Source organism: Thermomonas sp. S9 (assembly GCF_024704365.1).
Classification (GTDB): Bacteria; Pseudomonadota; Gammaproteobacteria; order Xanthomonadales; family Xanthomonadaceae; genus Thermomonas.
Map to the genome: position 1 here is coordinate 1585040 of NZ_JAJDFY010000001.1, position 17141 is coordinate 1602180.

A 17141-nucleotide genomic window follows, 5' to 3' on the forward strand; every position below is an offset into this window, starting at 1 on the left:
TGGGCGACCGCATCTGGCGCTTCAACAACCTGTACCGGATCCAGAACGAGCAGGGCGAGGAGGTGCTGTTCCGCCTCAACGATGCGCAGGAGGAGTTCGACGACGAGGCCTGGTATCGCAACCTGATCCTCAAGTCGCGCCAGCACGGTTTCACCACCTACGCCTGCATCCGATCGCTCGATACCGCGCTGTTCATGCCGAACTCCGCATGCGGCCTGATCTTCCACAAGAAGGAGGACGCGGTCGAGAAGTTCCGCACCAAGATCCTGTACGCCTATGACCGCCTCCCCGCGTGGCTGCGCGCCGAGATCGCGCCGACCAAACGCGACGAGTCCTCCACCCTGGAGCTGTCGAACGGCAGCCGGATCATCTGCACGGCCTCCGGCCGCGGCGGGCGCTTCCAGTACCTGCACATCTCCGAGCTGGGGCCGATGGTCTCGATGTTCCCAGCGCGCGCGGAGGAGGTGGTCACCGGCGCGCTGAACGCCGTCGGCCCGGATGCGTTCGTCACCATCGAGTCGACGGCCATGGGGGCCTTCGGCGACTACTTCGAGCGGTGCCAGCGGGCGCTTTCGCTGGACCGCCAGGTGCAGGCCGGCACCAAGAAGTTGACCAAGCTGGACTACAAGTTCTTCTTCTTCGCGTGGTGGCAGGACCGCCGCAACGTGCTCCCCGCCGACGAGGTCGACGAGGTGCCCATCAGCGAGGAGCTGGCCAAGTATTTCACCAAGGTCGAGGACACCATGGGCTGCCGCCTGTTCCCGGCGCAGCGCGCTTGGTACGCCAAGAAGTACGAGGAGCAGAAGTTCGCCATGAAGCGCGAACACCCCTCCACCCCGGAGGAGGCGTTCGAGGGCAGCGTGGAGGGCGCGTTCTACGCCGCTGAGCTTGCGGCGATCGAGCGGGAAGGGCGCATCTGCGACCTGCCGCACAACCCGGCCCTGCCGGTCTACACGTTCTGGGACATCGGCCGCAGCGATTCGACCGCCATCTGGGTCATGCAGCAGGTCGGCCCGTGGCTGCACTTCCTGCGCTACTACGAGAACAGCGGCAAGGGCGCCGACCACTACGCCCGCGTGATCCAGAAGTGGCGCGACGAGCTGGGCTATCGCTTCCACACGCACTACCTGCCGCATGACGGCAACAACTCGGACTGGAGCGTCACCGACAACCGCACCCGCAAGGAAGTCCTCGAGGACCTCAAGATCGGGCGCGTGGAGGTGGTCGAGCGGATCGAGCACCTCATGGACGGCATCGAAATGACCCGCCAGATGCTGGCGCGGTGCAAGTTCGACGCCGTCGGCTGCGGCGAGACCTCGCCCGGCTCTGGCCGCGGCGGCCTGCTGTCGCTGCGCGCCTACTGCTCCAAGTACGACGAAAAGACAAAGACCTGGTCCGACGGGCCGGTCAAGAGCTGGGCCAATCACGGAGCCGATGCCTTCCGCCAATGCGCGCAGGGCTTCGACAAGCCGGTCGAGAAACCACAAGCAACGAGCCCGAGCGCAGCTCGGAAGCGCCGCGCTGACCGCATGCGGTCGGCAATGACGGCCTGACCAGGAGCCCCATGGACAAGATCGAGACCACGCCGGTCGGTAGCCGGAGGCACAGCTACGTCGGCAGGAAAGGCGACCTGCGCGTCGAGCTGCACTATGCCGACCCGCACCGGCACTGTGGCCGCGAGGCCTGCCTGTACGTGTACCGGGCGATCGCGCCGACCCGCGGCGTGCTCCTGCCGTTCTGCCAGATGTGGCAGTTCGACACGCGGCCGTTCGCCCTGCAGTCGCGGCAGGCGCAGATCGACCAGGAGCGCGCGACGCAGGCTGCCATCGGCATCGCCAATCAGCTCTACGGCTTCGCCACGCAATCCGACTGGTTCCGCGTGCTCGACGTCATGTGCGACTTCATGCAGGACCTAAAGGACCACAAGCCCGAGACCGGCATCGACAGCACGCTGGACGAATGGCTGGCCGCGCTGGATGCCGAGGGCCTGGAGTTCTTCCTCGAAGTCGATGGAAAGAGGGTCATCTGATGGCCACCGGCAACCTGATCGAGGTCTCCCGCATTCCGGCCCACGACCCGGACGAACGCTATGCGATGACCGGCGAGCTGGTGGACGACAACTACGAGGGCCATCCGCTCGACAACGAGGAGAACACTGCGCTGTTCCGGCGCATCTGGACGTGGCTCAAGGAGACCGAGGACGCATGGGCGGCAAACCGCCTGCTGCGCCTGCGCGACCATGAGTTCCGCGACGGCCGGCAGTGGACGCCCGAGGAGGAAGCCGCGCTGCGCAGCCGCGGGCAGGAACCGCTGGTGTTCAATCAGATCAAGCTGATGATCGACTGGATCATCGGCACCGAGCGCAGGACGCGCATCGACTGGAACGTGCTGCCGCGCGCCGAGGATGACGTCGAGCGAGCCCAGCTCAAGAAGCAGCTCCTCAAGTACGTCAGCGACGTCAACCGGATGGGCTGGCAGCGCAGCCTGGCGTTCGCCGATGCCGCCATTTCCGGCCTGGGCTGGCTGGAGGACTGTGTAGTCTCGGCCAGCGACGAGGAGCCCTGCACCAGCCGCTATCAGGACTGGCGCGGCATCTGGCACGACTTCTACAGCCGCGACCCCGCGCTTAAGGACTGCCGGTTCATCTTCCGCAAGAAGTACCTCGACCTCGACTACGCCAAGGCCATGTTCCCCGAGCGGGCGGACGCGCTGCAGTCCTGCGCCCGCACCACCCTGGCACCGGGGCTGGAGCTGGTCGAGGAGGACGGCATCCTGCCGGCGCTGTTCGCCGGTTCGCAGGCCACCGCCCAGCGGCTCAACGCCGCGTTCCTGGGCCGCGCCCGCGAGCGTGTTCCGGTCTGGGAGTGCTGGTATCGGGAGCCGCGCCGCGTCAAGCGCCTGATGTCGATGCTGGGCGACTACTCCGAGCTGAACGACGCCGAGTTCGACGAGACCAACCCCGCGCACCTCGAGGCCAGGAGCAACCCGCTCTACACCCTGACCGAGGGCATCGCCGAGACCATGCGCGTCGCGTTCTTCTGCGAGCGCGGCCTGCTCGAGGTCAAGGACAGCCCGTACAAGCACAAGCAGTTCCCCTTCACCCCGGTCTGGGGCTACCGGGACAGCCTCGACGGCACGCCCTACGGCGCCGTCCGGCAGGCCATCGACCCGCAGCGCGACTACAACAAGCGCCGTTCCAAGAGCCTCCACCTGCTGACCACCAACCAGGTGATCTACGAGGATGGTGCGCTGCTGGAGGATGGCGAGGACGAGTTCTTCGAGGAACTGGCGCGGCCCGACGGGCACATGCGCGTGCGCAACGGCGCGCTGACCGGCAAACGCATCGAGATCCGCAACAACACCGAGCTGGCGGCCGCCCACTTCCAGCTCATGCAGGAGAACAAGGAGAACATCCTCGGAGGTCTCCGGGGTCACCCGCGAGAACGTCGGCCAGTCCAGCAACGCCATCAGCGGCAAGGCCATCCTGGCCAAGCAGCAGCAGGGCGCGGTATCGACGGCGGAGCTGTTCGACAACCTGCGGCTATCGGTCCAGCTAAGCGGCGAGAAGCAGCTCAGCAACATCGAGCAGTTCATGTCGATGCCCAAGCAGTTCCGCATCTTGGGGCCGGACGGCGCCAACAAGTGGATCATGGTCAACCGGCCGGAATATGACCCGCTGACCGGGCTGGTGCGCTTCGAGAACGACATCACCGAGCACGCCGCCGATTTCGTGGTGGACCAGCAGGACTACCGCGAAACCATCCGCATGGCGCAGGCAGAAACCATGTTTGAGCTGGTCGGCAACATCGCCGCGACCGCGCCGGACGTGGCCCTGTCCCTGTTGCCGTTTGCCATGGAGCTGACCGACGTCCCCAACAAGCAGGCCATGCTGAACGTGGTCCGCGAGAAGCTCGGCATGCCGCCCGCCGGCGAGGAAAACAGCGAGGCGGCGCAGGCCGAAAAGGCCGCACGGCAAGCCGACGCCGAAGCCCAGAAGCAGATCGAGCGCGCCGCCATGGCCGCCGACACCCGGGTCAAGAATGCCCGCGCCGCCCGCGATGAAGCGGCGGCAGCCCGGGAAACCATCCAGGGCAAGCGCGACGCCCTGGACACCGCGAGCATCGCGCACGCGGCGCTCCCTGTCGTGCCCGCCGCCGACCGCCTGTACGACGGCAGCAAACCCCCACCCAGTAAGAGGCCACACCACCATGACCATCGAACATCTGCCCGGCTCGCCGGGCGGCGACGACGACGCGCGCCAGTTCAACGCCGACGAGCTGACCGAACAGGAGCGTGCCGCGCTCGAAGCGAAGGACCAGGACGCGACCGCTGGTGGTGATCCTGCCGCCGACGAAGAAGCCCGGCGTGCCGAGCAGGAACGGCAGGAGCAGGAGCGGCAAGCCGAGGAGGCACGCGCTGCCGAAGCCGCAGCGGCCGCGCCGGCCGTCGAGGAGCCTGGCGAGCCGCCGGCCGCGCCGGAGGACTTCGCCGCGGCGCGCGCCAAGGCCGACGAGGACATGCGAAACGGCCTGCTGGACGCCGTGGACTACCAGCACGAGCTGGACCGGATCCGCAGCGGCCAGGCCGAGCATGCCCGGGCGCTGGCCGAGCACCAAGCCGCCGTGTCTGCGTTCGAGCAGGCGCAGGCCGCGCGCGCCGAGGCCGCTAAATCGGCCGAGGAGGCGTGGGTGGCCGACTACAACGCCTTCGCCAAGGACAACGCCGAGTTCATGGGCAACCCGCTCTACGTGCGGGACATGCAGACCGTCATCAACGACCTGCTGCGCACCGACCCGGCCATCACCAATGCCGATCTGCTGAACACAGCCTACGAGCAGGTGGCGAAGTACCACCGCTACGAGAAGCCTGCGCCGGCCAACGACGCCATCGTCGACGCGCTCAAGAGCCGGGCGCAGCCGCGACCCGGGCAGAACCTGGGCGACGTGCCGGCAGCGCGCAGCGAGACCATCACCGGCAACGAGACGTTCGACGCGCTGGACAACCTGCCGATTGGCGAGCTGGAGGACACGCTGGCGAACATGAGCGAAGCCCAGCGGGAACGCTACCTGCGCGCCGCCCCGGGCGCCAACTCGACCGGACGCGACTGATCCCATGCCCGCACTGACGCGCGTTGTCCGGCCGGGCGACACCCTGCAGATCGGCGACGACATCATCGTCGTCGAGCACGCCTCCGGGCAGCGCGCGCGGCTGCGTATCAACAGCGACCGGCCCGTCCGCCACCTCACCAAGCCCCAAGCAGCGAAGGCCGAGACGGCCTCCGCACCCCGACCCCTGTTGACCAGGTCCGTACCGCAGTCGGACTGACGCGATACCTCGCGCAAGAGCGCGTGAACCGCTGGGCGCAAGAGCGCCGCACTGCAAAAACCCAGCCACTCACGAGGACACGCTCATGCAAACCGTCATCGGCTTGAACAGCCCCCAGGCCGTCAAGCGATTCTCCGCTGCCCTGTTCGTCGACACCGTCAAGGATTCCTACTGGGATTCCCGGTTCGCCGGCAAGGGCCAGAACGCCCAGACCCCGATCCAGATCCTGACCGACCTGGAGAGCGACGAAGGCGACACCATCAAGTACGACCTGCTGGCCCAGCTCGAGCAGGAGCCGGTCTATGGCGACTCGACCCAGGAAGGCACCGAGGAGTCCATCCGGTACTTCCAGGACGAGATCTACATCGACCAGGTCCGTTGCGGCATCAACGCCGGCGGCCGCATGACCCGCAAGCGCACGCTCCACGACCTGCGCGCCGCGGGCAAGCAGCTCATGGCCGGCTGGTGGGCGCGCTGGCGCGACGAGATCAAGTTCATGTACGCCTCCGGCGCGCGCGGCTCGAACAACTACCTGCAGAAGTCGCCGACCTTCAACGGCTTCGCTGGCAATGCGTTCCAGGCCCCGGACGCCGACCACCGCATCTACGGCGGCGACGCGACGGCGTTCAACACCATCGCGTCCGACGACAAGATGGACCTGCGCCTGATTGACCGCGCCGTCACCAAGGCCGAGACCATGGGCGGCGAGGGCGATGGCATCGCGGAAATGCACCCCATCAACATCGAGGGGGGCAGCACTACGTCTGCGTCATGCACACCTGGCAGGAGCACGACCTGCGCACCAACACCAACACGGGCCAGTGGCTGGACATCCAGAAGGCGCTGGCTACCAGCGAGGGCCGCAAGTCCCCGCTGTGCCGCGGCGGCATGGGCATGTACCGCGACGTGATCCTGCACAGCTCACAAGTCGGTGGTGAAGTTCGCCAACGCCGGCGCCGATGGCCTGCAGCCTGCCGCGCGTGCGCTGTTCATGGGTCGCCAGGCGCTGGTCTCGGCCTACGGCTCCCCGGGCGGCGGCCTGCGCTACGACTGGCACGAGGAGACCCGCGACAACGGCAACCAGGTGGTCATCAGCTCCTCGACCATCGAGGGCATCAAGAAGTGCCGCTTCAACGGCCGCGACTTCGGGATGCTGTCGCTGGACACCTACGCCGCCAACCCGGGCTGATTTCCAGCCCTGCCCAGCGAGTAGCCCGCCGGCCTCGTGCCGGCGGGGTGAATCGCGCCTGCCACCTCAACCACAAGGATCACCACCATGAGCACCATCACTGCTGCTGGCTACTACCAGCAAGCCGTTTCCGACGGCGCCGGCGAGCCGGCGTTCACCCGCCACGACTGGGTCTGCGACGTGCGCAGCGCCGGCGACAAGGTCAAGATCGGCCGCCTCGCGGCGGGCAACCGTCTGGACGTCGCCAACTGCGAGCTGATCGCCAACGGGTCGCAGGCTGCCATGAACGTCGATGTCTGCGTCGATGTCGACGCCAACACGCTGTTCAACGACGTGGCGCTGACCGCGGCCACGTTTGCCCGCAGCGCCTCCACCGCGTACCAGCTCGGCGAAACGCTGGGCGTGGACTACGAGAAGGACCGCGACATCTACCTGCTCATCAACTCCGGCGCCGCCACCGCGCCGGCGGGCGGGAAGCTGACGCTCAAGCTCGCGCAGTACCCGGTGCCGAAGTCGAGCTGACGACGGCCGCGGTCTGGGATAGGGCGGCACCGGCCGCCCTGTTCCTCCCCCATCTACCGAGAAGGCACCCCCACAATGCAAATCCAGTCCCTGATCCGGCCCAGCCAGAAGCCGACCCGCACGGTCACGGTCCATGGCAAGGCCTACGTGTTCAGCCGCACCGCCGACGACAAGTTCGTGGCCGAGGTGGACGACCCCAAGGCCATCGAGACGCTGCTCAAGCTGCCGAAGGCCTACCTGCAGTACACCCCGCCCAAGCCGCCGATTGCACGCGGCGCCGGCGGCGACGATGCTGCCGCGGCGAAGGCCGCCAAGGAGGCCAAGGAGGCCGAGGACAAGGCCGCGAAGGAAGCTGCGGCCGCTGTCGCGCAGCAGGAAGCGAACGAGAAGGCGACCGAGGCCGCCCAGCAGGTGGACGCCGATGTGATGGCGCTGCTGTCCTCGACGCCGCAGGCGATCAAGAAGCTGATCGAGAAGCACACGCCCAGCCGGGAGGTCCTGGAGAAGGCCCTGGCCAACGAGAAGGCGGCCGAGCGCCCGCGCCAGCAGGTGGTCAACCTGCTGGACGGCACCCTGTCCTCGCTGGAGGACTGACCGATGGAGGCGCAGCAGATCCTCGAAGGTCCGAATGGCGTGCGCGTCATGCTCGACGACACGGTCGAGCCATACCTGTACGCCAACGAGTTCCTGCTCGCCTCCCTCAATAGCGGCATCGCCGAGGTTTCCCTCCGCACCCGCTGCCTGCAGGACGACTCCGGCCCCGCCTGCGTGGTCCCGCTGATGGCGGGCACCAGCCGCTACACCTTGCTGCCCGAGGTCCTCGTGGTCCGGGCAGCCCATATCGTTGGCCAGCGCAGTCCGCTCAAGCGGACCACCGCGGCCATGCTGGACAAGCTGGAACCGGGCTGGTGCAGCGACGCCGTGCCGCGGCAGGGCCGGCCGGAATACATCGTGTTCGATCTGGCCCAGAAGTCCGTCACCTTGTTCCCCGTGCCGGCCGAGGCTGCCGAGCTTCGGCTGCGGATCTGGCGCCTCCCGGACGAATCGGAGCAGATCGAGTACATGGACGACGAGCCGGCGATCCTGCTGCCTGACCCCATGGTGCTCAAGCACTGGGTCCTGCACGAGTGCTACCTGGTCAAGGACTCCGAGCTGTACGACCCCGAGCGTGCGGCCCTACACCTGCAGCAGTTCGAGGAGCGATTCGGACCACGCCCCACCATCCAGGCGCTGCAACAGTGGTCCGTGTCCCCGCTCGGCCGCCGCATGAAGGTGGTGGATTTCTGATGGCCGGCACCAGCGACAAGGAGCTTGTCCGGCAGGGCGGGTTCCCGGGCGGGCTCAACACCCGCGCCAGCGACACAGAAGGCCCCCTGAACGAGAACGGCCAGCCGACGTCACTGCGCGAAGCGGTGAACGTCTCCCTGTCCCGCACTGGCGCGCCCATGCGCCGCCCAGGGCAGACCCAGCGCGTTCCCGGGCGGGCGCACTCGCTGTTCGCCTCAGCGCACCGCCTGTTTGCCGTGGTAGACGGCGAGCTGCGGTCCTACCTGCAGGGGCCCGATGGATCCCTGACCATGGACGCGGTGCTGGCCACGCCGGGCGATCGGTTCTGCACCTTCGCCAGCGACGATTTCAGCGTGTGGTGGAGCAATGGCGTCACCGGCGGCAGGATCGACGAGGACCTGGCCGCGCACCCGTTCTGGATCGACACCCCGGACCCCGTCGTGCTGGCGGTCGGATCCGGGGCGCTGGCCGCTGGGCGCTACGAGGTGAGCGTGACCGCACTGGACGCGGCCGGCCGCGAGTCCGGGGCCTCCGGCGCCGTCGGCGTCGATGTGCCCACCGGAGGAAGCCTGGCCGTGACCATGCCTGCTGCGCCGCTTGGCGCTGTGCGCTGGCGCCTGTACGTCACCCCGCCGAACGGCGATGTGCTGTACCAGCAGGCCGAGCTGCCGGTGAGTGCGACGACCGCCAGCGTGGGCAACCTCACGCCGACCGCGAAGCTGGAAACGCAGTGGCTGCACCCGCTGGTGCCGGTCCAATGCCTGCGCTACGGCCATTCCCGCCTGTTCGGGCTGGCCGGGAACGTGCTGGTGTGGTCCGAGCCCTACCGGCTTGGCCTCATGGCCCCGGACAACCATGTGGTGCTGGGCAGCGAGGCAACCCTGCTGGAGCCCGTCGGCGATGGCGCCGAGGGCGCGGGCGTGTGGGTGGCCGACCACAAGCGAACCTACTTCATGTCCGGCGCAGACCCGGAAAACTGGCAGCAGCAGGCGCGCTATCCGCACGCCGCGGTGCCGGGGACGTCCTGCACCGTGCCGGGCAGCTATTTCGGGCTCGAGACCTCCGGCGTCGTCGCCTTCTGGATGGCGCGCAACGGGATCCCCTGCATCGGCCTCCCAGGCGGCCAGCTCCTCCCCCTGCGCGAGGACGCGCTGGCGCTCCCGGTCGATGCCGAGCGGGGAGCCACGGGGCTCATGCTGTTCGAGGGGATCCACCAGCTTCTGACCTCCACCTTTGGCGCCTCCGCCAACCTGGCTGCCGCCAGCGATAGCGCAGATGCCACCGTCAAGCGCCGGGATCACCGGCCAACCTGACCCGCCCCCACGGGAATCCTGCCGAAAGGCGACCACCCGACGCCGAACGCGCGTCACCACCAAGAGAGAACCCATGAACGACCTGATGAAGCATCGGGGCGAGATCCTGCGCGCGCTCGCCAATCGCAAGTTCGAGCCCACCGGCGACGGCGGCATCCTGATCGGTGCCGGCATCAACGCCATCCCGATGGGCGTGTTCGACGTCGAGCACCGCCGCGAAGGCGACCTGCTGGCACGAGTGGCCGGCAGCAACGTCATCCCGACCGAGGGCCTGAACCACATCCTCAACGCCGTCGTCGCCGGAGGTGCGCAGGTGCTGACCTGGTACATGGCGCTGTTCGAGGGCAATGTGACCCCCGGCAGCACGATGACCGCGGCGAACTTCACCAGCACTGCCACGGAATGCACCGCCTACGACGAGACCGCCCGTGTCTCGTACCAAGAGGGCACCCCGACGGCCGGCGTGATCGACAACGCCAGCAACCGCGCCCTGTTCACCATGAACGCGACCAAGACGGTCTACGGCGGCGCGCTGCTGTCCAACTCGGGCAAGTCGTCAACCTCCGGTCTGCTGCTCGCCGCGGCGCGCTTCGCCTCGCCGCGAAACGTGGTCGCCGCGGATGAACTCGGTCCGCTACACGCTGACCCTGACCAGCGCATGATCCTTGCGGTAAGCAAACGCTGGCACCTGTGGCGGCATCGCGGCGCGCGCTGGATTCTGGCGCGCGTCGTGGTGCCGGCTGCAACGTGGCTGGACTCGGTCGTGAAGGCGTCGGCAGCCCATGCCAATGACCAGCACGACAAGGTGCGCCTGCGGCTGGAAATCTGCAGGCGCTGCCCGGCGTTCGATGCGACCATGCGGCGCTGCAGGGACTGCGGCTGTTTCATGCCGGCCAAGGCCCAGATGCCGCAGGCGAAGTGCCCGCAAGGCCGCTGGTAGATGGCGCGCTGGCCCGAATGGATGCGGAAGGTGGGCGACACCGCCACCCACCCCGCGGCGCTGGACGTCGGCAAGAAGCTGCTGGGATACCTAGCCACCCGCCGGGAAACACCTGGCGTCGAGACGATGGTGCGCCGCATCACGCTCGATGACGGGACCGTCGTCGAGGCCAGCTTCACCGGCGACCAGCCGGCGGTGACGGTCTACGCGGCCGACGGCACCGAAAACTGCTCGCTGTACGTCGAGTCCGGCATGCTGGACCTCGGGCCGAACATCGCGGCAGATGCGGGGACCCGCTTCAACCCAGGGCCGCCCGCGTTCGATGACAGCTACGCCACCCTGCTGTTCGGCGATGGCGTCGACTGCAAGGACGGCGTGCCGGGCCTGAACGGCCGGGTGAAGATCGACACGCGCAAGCGCACTGTGCGCAGCGAATGCCTGCCCAGGGCCGGCTCCCATGTGCGCTCGCGCCTGCGCGATCCCGCCAAGAAGAAGGCGCAGGCCATGCTACCCGCAAGCTGCTGGAGCGGGCTCATGCAGCGGTATGTGCAGGCCGTCTACGGCGGCGTGGCGCTCAACTACAGCGGCACCCCCACGACGTTGACGGTCGAGGGGGCCGCGTTCGGCGTTGCGGACAACTGGGGCCTGCTGAACCTGGGCGGGGACCTGCGTTTCGTCCGCATCGACGACGCCGGGGTCGCCACGCTCTACGCCGTCCGCCCCAAGGACGAATGCTTCTCGGCGGTCCTTTCGCTGTGGCGGTCCATGCCGGAGCGGAACGAGCGGGAACTGCTGGAGCGGCGCAAGGTCCTGACCATCGCGCTGTCGGGATGCGTTCCCGGCAAGGTGGCCAAGACGATCGAGGGCCTGCCCACGGGCAATAGGCATTTCCCGAAGCGGTCCGCCTGGGTGTTCGACCACGACAACGCCAGGGCCGTTGGCGTCCTCGGTCAAGACGGCATGGCGACCTGCTACACCGTCACGTTCAATCCGAACGGCGGGAACCCGACCGCCTCCGTGCAGGTCGTCAAGCAGGGCAAGGCCGGCGCCATGGACGGCGCGCTGTCGGTGAGCTGCGCCAGCCCGTTCGAGGCGGCGCTCGCGCCGTCGCAGTTCACGCTCGAGACAGCGCAGCGGGAATGCCACTACGACTTCCCGGTCTACGCCTATTTCAGCGGGACCAGCATCGAGGTAATCAGCTACACGCTGATCGCCCAGCGGTCCGTCGCATCGGCCACGCCAAGGTGCGTGATCGACCGCCTGTACGACCTCACTGCGGACTTCGGCATCCCGATCCTGACGGCCAGCAGCGACGCCAATCAGTTCCTCAACGCGATCAACGAGATCTGCATCGTTGCCGAAGGCTACTATGCGCCATCGTGGAGCGCGGTCGACAAGCAGGCGTGCTTCATCGACGACGCCGACAACCTACGGCCCAGTTCCACCGGCGAGGTCCATGGCGTGGCATCGCCGCTTTCGCTGCGGACCGTCTCCCGCAATATCAGCTCGGACGCGGGCGATCACATTGGATGGCAATGCTTCTGGGATGGCTGCAACGTCTTTTCGGCCTACCCACGGACCCTGTTTTCTGAGCCGAAGGAGTGCGGGTTCAAGCGCAGCGCCACGGTCGATACGTCAAGCGAGGTGAGCTATGGCACGTCCACCGCAGGCGGCGCCGTCAACTTCTCCCCAGTCAAGGGGTCCCTGTTCGTCTCCGACTGCAACACCTTCATTTCCACGCCAGTTGCAATCGAATCGAATATCAGCGGCACCTTCACCGTCACCGACTACGACGTGTTCGGATTTGAAGGGCAGGGCACCGCGATCATTTCGTCGATCGCATCGCTGGCGTGGGGAAGCTGCAGCGCGGTTGTGTCCGAGCGGTATGCGGTCAACGGCGGAAAGGGCTTCTTCTACAAGGAGGCGAAAACCCAGGAATGGGGGAATCGCATCCGCCAGCGGCACGATCACCTACCGGGCCACGGTGGACACGGCATGGCCGACGCGGCCCGGGCTGTTCTGCAAGACGCTGGGCGAGCTTTCCGCCCTTGGCTGGACGGCGGACGACTACACCTCCGCCGTCGAGGACCGGGACGAGACCATTTCCACGCCCGGCACCGTGAACCGGGTCGGCGCGGTCTACGTCATGGGGATCCTGCGGCGCCGGCCGCCCAGTTTCACCAACACGGTCTTGCGCGCCAGCGAGGCTTACCTTGCTGCCGGGTCGTGGGGCGAACGGTTCTCCCTGCGCGCGAACATCGCCATCAAGGCCTCCGATGGCAGCCCGGCGCCCGACTACGTGCAAGGCGACTGGAAGCTGTCAGACGTGGGTATCGAGGCGGTGCGCGCGGTCGGGCTGGCATTCGAGGATCCCGCTGTGGGCGATGCGATCGCCGAGGACACGAGCACGGGGGGCGGTGCCTGGGCGCTCAAGAGCCCGACCAACTATGCGCGCGGGTACTCGCTGGTCGCGGCCGATAGCCTGCTTGGCGCAACGATCCGCCCGCAGCTCTCCGTGAAGCGCGGAACGTCCATCGCAATGGACCGCCAAGTCATCCATGGCGGCTACACCAAGGTCACCACGCCCAGCTTCGTAGGCTGGGCATAAGGAGGAACAGATGGGCATGACTTTCAAAGACCGGGCCAAGCAGACGACGATCGACACGGGCTCAGGAGCGTTGTCTCTGGATGCTGCAGTTTCTGGCTGCACCATGCTTCCGAATGTCGGTAGCAACGAGTCGTTCTACTACTGCGTCGAGCAGGAAGATGGCAGTGAGTGGGAGGTCGGACGAGGCTACGTATCTTCCGGTGCGCTCCAGCGTGATTTCGTGTTTTCGAACCACGCAGGCGGATCCGGGTTTTACGCACGGGTCAATTTTTCCGCAGGAACCAAGTACGTCTCGCTTGTCGCGCCGGCCGAGTTTTTCTCGATCGTCGATAATATGTTGGCCGCGATGGCGGGGCGATCGTTCGGTGTGGCTACTGTGTCCACCAGCGACGCCACCCCAACGGCGCTCGTCGTCGACAAGCTCGCGCCGGCGCCGAACGCGGCGGGCGGATTCCGGGCGGCCTACATGACCGGGACGATCCACGCGGTGTCCTACGGTGGCGCCGGGGCGATCGCCTGGGAGTTCGACTGCACCATCCTGAGCGGCGCAGTGACTGCGTTCAACAAGACCCTGCTGTTTTCGGATGCGCTCACTGATTGCGACGTGACGTGTACGACTCCGTTTGAGTTCACCGTCACTGGCCCTGCGGCCACCGACGTTGACTGGGGAATCAACCTCGAAATCAAGTTCAGCCGTGAAAACGGGGTCTGACCATGATCTCCACGGCGCCCTTGTCTACGTCGCCCATCGCCGCCGGGGGCAGCAGCATCGCGCCGCCGCTTGACCTACCCGAGATCACCGATGGGGTGCTACTCGCCGACGACCCGAGTGCGTTCTTCTTGAACGTGCTGGCGGATGGCGCGAACGCCGCTACGCCGGGCGTCGAGTTTTTCATCGCAAACCTGCTTGGGGCCGAGGCGGCTGCCACGGCGAGCGGCCGCGCTAATCGACGGCAGCAGGTGCTGCTGCTGGACTCGGCGATCCTGACGCTGTCGTCCATATCCCAGGTTCTCCCCGTGCTCATTGAGCGGATCGCCATTGCCGCGGACCCGTCGGCCAAGGGCCGGTTCCGGCCGGCCGCCGCGGCCGGGGTGCGCTTCCAAGATTCCGTCGCGGCCGCGTGGGCGATGCTGCTGGCCGACCAGCCTGCAGCCGCCGACGATGCCGCCGGCGTGGTGCGCAGGCTGTCCGCCCTGGCTGACACGCTGCAGGCGCTTGGGAGCGTGCAGGGCCGGCTCACTGCGCGGGCGGCGGTTGCCGTGGCCGCGGCGCTTGAGGCGCGCGCCTCCGGCGGCTGGGGCGCAGAGGCAGTCGACCAGGTCGCCCTGAGCATGGAGGCTCGCAGCCTGCTGGCGGCCATGCTGGAGGCATCCGATGCCGCAGCAGTGGGCGACACCCCGGGGAGCAGCCTGCGCATCGTTGTCCTGACGGGCGATTCCGCCACGCTGGACGCCGACCCCGCGGCCGCCCTTCGCGCGTTTTCCAGCCTGGGCGACGGCGCGGCGCTCTACTGCAGCCTACGCATCGGCGGCACGGACTACCACGGCTGGGCGCTCAACACAGAGCTGCGCGCCGTGACCGAGTACCGCAACGTGCCGTTCGACAGCTACGCCATCCTGAACGGGCGGACCTATGCCGCCGGCGATGCCGGGATCTTCGAGCTGGCGGGCGACACCGACGCCGGGCAGCCGATCGAGGCATGGTTTCGGCCGTTCCTGACCAACTTCGGCACGCAGAAGATGAAGCGCGTGACCGACCTGTGGATTGGATCCTCGGCCGTGGGCCTGTTCGTGAAGGTGCATACCAAGGACCCGGCCACCGGCAAGATGGTCGAGGACATTTATCCGGTCGAGCACGCGCATGGCGCTGGCAGCGACAAGGGGCGCGTGAAGATCGGCCGCGGGCTGTCCTCCAACTACTGGACCCTCACCGTGGGCAACGTCGCCGGCGCCGACTTCGACGTCCAGAGCATCGAGTGGAAGCCGCTCGTGCTGGACCGGCGCCAGTAGCACCAGCCGCATCGACCACCTTCCGACGCCCGCGCACGAGGGCGGACGGGCAGCTATTCCTTGGAGTCCATGATGACGCTCCCCTACGCCGCAGAGCCGCCCACCACGCTGGATGCAACCCAGATCGTCAACGAGGGCTGGGCCTACTTCAACGGGAAGTCCAACGAGCTGCTGAGCAACGCATCGCTGCAGCTCAACAGCATCGCAACGCCACTCCTGTCGATGACCGCGCCGGTCATCAGCTTCACCATGCCGCCGGTGGAGGAGGGGACATTCAACCGACCCGTGGCCCCGACGGCGCCCGCCGTGCGCGACGTCGACGACTCGGTGCCGGATGCGCCCGCGCTGGCCGCCATCACGCTGGACAGCGTGCCGGCGATGCCGGACGAGCCGGATTTCAGCGGGCTCACCTACCGCGCACCGGCCGCGCCCAATATCGCCATCCCAAGCCGACCGACCGACCTTGACGTCGTGCTGGACCCGGTCGTCGTCCCTGCGGCCCCGGAGTTCAACATGCCGGACGAGCCGGCGCTGTACGCGCTGAACCTTCCGGCGATTCCCGACCTGCAGATCCCGGCGTTCACGGGCGTGCGGCCCACGATGAACCTGCAGGCCCCGACGGACGGCCTGACCTGGGTCTACCGGGACTATGACAACACGGCGATCAACACGATCAAGGGCCAGCTCAGCGCGATGACCCTGAACGGGCTGGCGCTGCCGCCCGAAATCGAGCAGGCCATCTTCGACCGCGCGCGCGGCCGCGAGGACGTCCTCAGCGCGCAGCAGACGACCGAGGCCTCCCGCGCGCTTGCAAGCCGCGGCCTGCGGCAGCCGGCCGGGCTCATGGCCAAGGTGCTGGACCGGATTGCCGCCCAGGCGCGCATGACCAGCAGCGGCGCCAGCCGTGACCTGGGCATTGAAATCGCCAGGCAGAACATCGAGTCCATCCGCTTCGGGCTCTCGCAGGCCATCGCGCTGGAATCCACCCTGCTGCAGCAGCACATCGCGGTGCAGGGGCTGGTGCTGGATGCCGCCAAGGCTGCGCATGCGGCGCTGCTGTCCCTGTTCGAGGCGCAGGTGGCGCTGCACAACGCCCAGTGGGAGGGGTTCAAGGCCGAGGCCCAGGTGTACGAGACCCGCATCCGTGCGCTTGCCCAGCAGGTCGAAATCACCAAGGCGCGCATCGACGCCGAGAAGGTGAAGGGGGACCTCAACGAGGGATTGGTGCGGGCCTATGGCGAGAAGGTGCGCGCCCTGTCCTCGCTGGCTGATATGTACCGGGCGCAGGTCGAGGCGGCGAAGGCTCAGGGCGAAATCAACGTCCAGCGCCTCGAGCAGGTCCGCCTGCGCCTGCAGGCCTACGGCACGGACGTGGACGTCTATGCCAAGCAGTGGGACGCCTATAAGGCGCAGGCCGACGCCGAGGCCACCGGGATCCGCTACTACGAGGCGCTGGGCAACGTGTTCAGCAACCGGGTGCAGGCGTGGCGCGGGCAGGTCGAGGCTCAGTCCTCGCGCGCGCAGACCCAGATCGCCGTCAACGGCCAGGCGCTGGACCTGTTCCGCGCCACCTTGGCGGGCGTGAGTACGCGCGTGCAGGCGCAGGTCGCCAACGTGGACGCCGCCACCCGGGTGTTCAGCGCCAAGACGGCGCTGTTTGGGACCGAGGGGCAGGTGTCGGCTGCGGAAAGCGATGCCGGCAACCGGACGGCGGCACTACGGCAGGAGCAATACAAGCTGCTGTTCGACAGCGCCGCGCAGAACGCGCGCATGGCGGCCGACTACGGAATCAAGCGGGCTGAGCTGGCGATTGAAGCCAGCCGCGGCGCGTCGCAAGTGTGGGGACAGCTCGCGGCATCGGTACTGTCCGGCGTCAACTTGGGGGCCAGCACCAGCCAGAGCGGAAGCTGGTCCTGGAGCTATCAGGGCGAAATCTAAACGGGGGAG

The 17141-nt window shown here is 67.6% G+C and carries 16 protein-coding genes; all 16 read left to right on the top strand.

What is annotated here, in order from left to right; all coding sequences use genetic code 11:
• Positions 1–62 precede the first annotated feature (62 nt).
• Positions 63–1553, top strand: coding sequence for a DNA packaging protein (locus tag LJB71_RS07935; protein ID WP_259303767.1), 1491 nt, complete (start codon positions 63–65; stop codon positions 1551–1553).
• Between the two features lie 11 nt (positions 1554–1564).
• Positions 1565–2029 carry a hypothetical protein gene (locus LJB71_RS07940; RefSeq protein WP_259303768.1) on the top strand — a complete coding sequence of 155 codons (465 nt, stop codon included), beginning with the start codon at positions 1565–1567 and terminating at the stop codon, positions 2027–2029.
• On the top strand, positions 2029–3672 hold the full coding sequence (locus LJB71_RS07945) for a hypothetical protein (protein WP_259303769.1): 1644 nt from the start codon (positions 2029–2031) through the stop codon (positions 3670–3672). Before LJB71_RS07940 ends, LJB71_RS07945 begins: the two co-directional genes overlap by 1 nt.
• Before the next feature lie 536 nt (positions 3673–4208).
• Positions 4209–5108 carry a hypothetical protein gene (locus LJB71_RS07950; protein WP_259303770.1) on the top strand — a complete coding sequence of 300 codons (900 nt, stop codon included), beginning with the start codon at positions 4209–4211 and terminating at the stop codon, positions 5106–5108.
• Positions 5109–5112: 4 nt separating this feature from the next.
• Complete coding sequence (locus LJB71_RS07955) at positions 5113–5325, top strand: hypothetical protein (protein ID WP_259303771.1); 213 nt, start codon at positions 5113–5115, stop codon at positions 5323–5325.
• Between the two features lie 85 nt (positions 5326–5410).
• The gene (locus LJB71_RS07960; protein ID WP_259303772.1) at positions 5411–6235 is read left to right on the top strand and encodes a N4-gp56 family major capsid protein; all 825 of its coding nucleotides are present in this window, start codon (positions 5411–5413) and stop codon (positions 6233–6235) included.
• A gap of 24 nt (positions 6236–6259) precedes the next feature.
• A complete protein-coding gene (locus LJB71_RS07965) occupies positions 6260–6514 on the top strand; it encodes a DUF4043 family protein (protein ID WP_259303773.1) in 255 nt (84 codons plus the stop codon).
• Positions 6515–6601: 87 nt separating this feature from the next.
• Positions 6602–7036 (top strand): hypothetical protein, encoded by a 435-nt coding sequence (locus tag LJB71_RS07970; RefSeq protein WP_259303774.1) that lies wholly within the window; start codon positions 6602–6604, stop codon positions 7034–7036.
• 75 nt (positions 7037–7111) lie between these two features.
• Positions 7112–7630, top strand: coding sequence for a hypothetical protein (locus tag LJB71_RS07975; RefSeq protein WP_259303775.1), 519 nt, complete (start codon positions 7112–7114; stop codon positions 7628–7630).
• Between the two features lie 3 nt (positions 7631–7633).
• A complete protein-coding gene (locus LJB71_RS07980; protein WP_259303776.1) occupies positions 7634–8323 on the top strand; it encodes a DUF6682 family protein in 690 nt (229 codons plus the stop codon).
• The gene (locus LJB71_RS07985; RefSeq protein ID WP_259303777.1) at positions 8323–9636 is read left to right on the top strand and encodes a hypothetical protein; all 1314 of its coding nucleotides are present in this window, start codon (positions 8323–8325) and stop codon (positions 9634–9636) included. The genes LJB71_RS07980 and LJB71_RS07985 overlap by 1 nt, the downstream gene beginning before the upstream one ends.
• A gap of 73 nt (positions 9637–9709) precedes the next feature.
• Positions 9710–10576 (top strand): hypothetical protein, encoded by an 867-nt coding sequence (locus LJB71_RS07990; protein WP_259303778.1) that lies wholly within the window; start codon positions 9710–9712, stop codon positions 10574–10576.
• Between the two features lie 30 nt (positions 10577–10606).
• Positions 10607–13057, top strand: a complete 2451-nt coding sequence (locus tag LJB71_RS07995) for a hypothetical protein (RefSeq protein WP_259303779.1) — start codon at positions 10607–10609, stop codon at positions 13055–13057.
• Between the two features lie 137 nt (positions 13058–13194).
• A complete protein-coding gene (locus LJB71_RS08000; RefSeq protein ID WP_259303780.1) occupies positions 13195–13896 on the top strand; it encodes a hypothetical protein in 702 nt (233 codons plus the stop codon).
• 2 nt (positions 13897–13898) lie between these two features.
• On the top strand, positions 13899–15194 hold the full coding sequence (locus LJB71_RS08005) for a hypothetical protein (RefSeq protein ID WP_259303781.1): 1296 nt from the start codon (positions 13899–13901) through the stop codon (positions 15192–15194).
• A 72-nt stretch (positions 15195–15266) separates the two neighbouring features.
• Entirely contained in the window at positions 15267–17132 is a 1866-nt protein-coding gene (locus LJB71_RS08010; protein ID WP_259303782.1) for a hypothetical protein, read from the top strand.
• The last annotated feature ends 9 nt before the right edge of the window (positions 17133–17141 follow it).

Bases quoted from the DNA above. Each gene is read 5' to 3' on its own strand.
- LJB71_RS07940 (WP_259303768.1), top strand. From the start codon at position 1,565: ATGGACAAGATCGAGACCACGCCGGTCGGTAGCCGGAGGCACAGCTAC.
- LJB71_RS07945 (WP_259303769.1), top strand. From the start codon at position 2,029: ATGGCCACCGGCAACCTGATCGAGGTCTCCCGCATTCCGGCCCACGAC.
- LJB71_RS07950 (WP_259303770.1), top strand. From the start codon at position 4,209: ATGACCATCGAACATCTGCCCGGCTCGCCGGGCGGCGACGACGACGCG.
- LJB71_RS07955 (WP_259303771.1), top strand. From the start codon at position 5,113: ATGCCCGCACTGACGCGCGTTGTCCGGCCGGGCGACACCCTGCAGATC.
- LJB71_RS07960 (WP_259303772.1), top strand. From the start codon at position 5,411: ATGCAAACCGTCATCGGCTTGAACAGCCCCCAGGCCGTCAAGCGATTC.
- LJB71_RS07970 (WP_259303774.1), top strand. From the start codon at position 6,602: ATGAGCACCATCACTGCTGCTGGCTACTACCAGCAAGCCGTTTCCGAC.
- LJB71_RS07975 (WP_259303775.1), top strand. From the start codon at position 7,112: ATGCAAATCCAGTCCCTGATCCGGCCCAGCCAGAAGCCGACCCGCACG.
- LJB71_RS07980 (WP_259303776.1), top strand. From the start codon at position 7,634: ATGGAGGCGCAGCAGATCCTCGAAGGTCCGAATGGCGTGCGCGTCATG.
- LJB71_RS07985 (WP_259303777.1), top strand. From the start codon at position 8,323: ATGGCCGGCACCAGCGACAAGGAGCTTGTCCGGCAGGGCGGGTTCCCG.
- LJB71_RS07990 (WP_259303778.1), top strand. From the start codon at position 9,710: ATGAACGACCTGATGAAGCATCGGGGCGAGATCCTGCGCGCGCTCGCC.
- LJB71_RS08000 (WP_259303780.1), top strand. From the start codon at position 13,195: ATGGGCATGACTTTCAAAGACCGGGCCAAGCAGACGACGATCGACACG.
- LJB71_RS08005 (WP_259303781.1), top strand. From the start codon at position 13,899: ATGATCTCCACGGCGCCCTTGTCTACGTCGCCCATCGCCGCCGGGGGC.
- LJB71_RS08010 (WP_259303782.1), top strand. From the start codon at position 15,267: ATGACGCTCCCCTACGCCGCAGAGCCGCCCACCACGCTGGATGCAACC.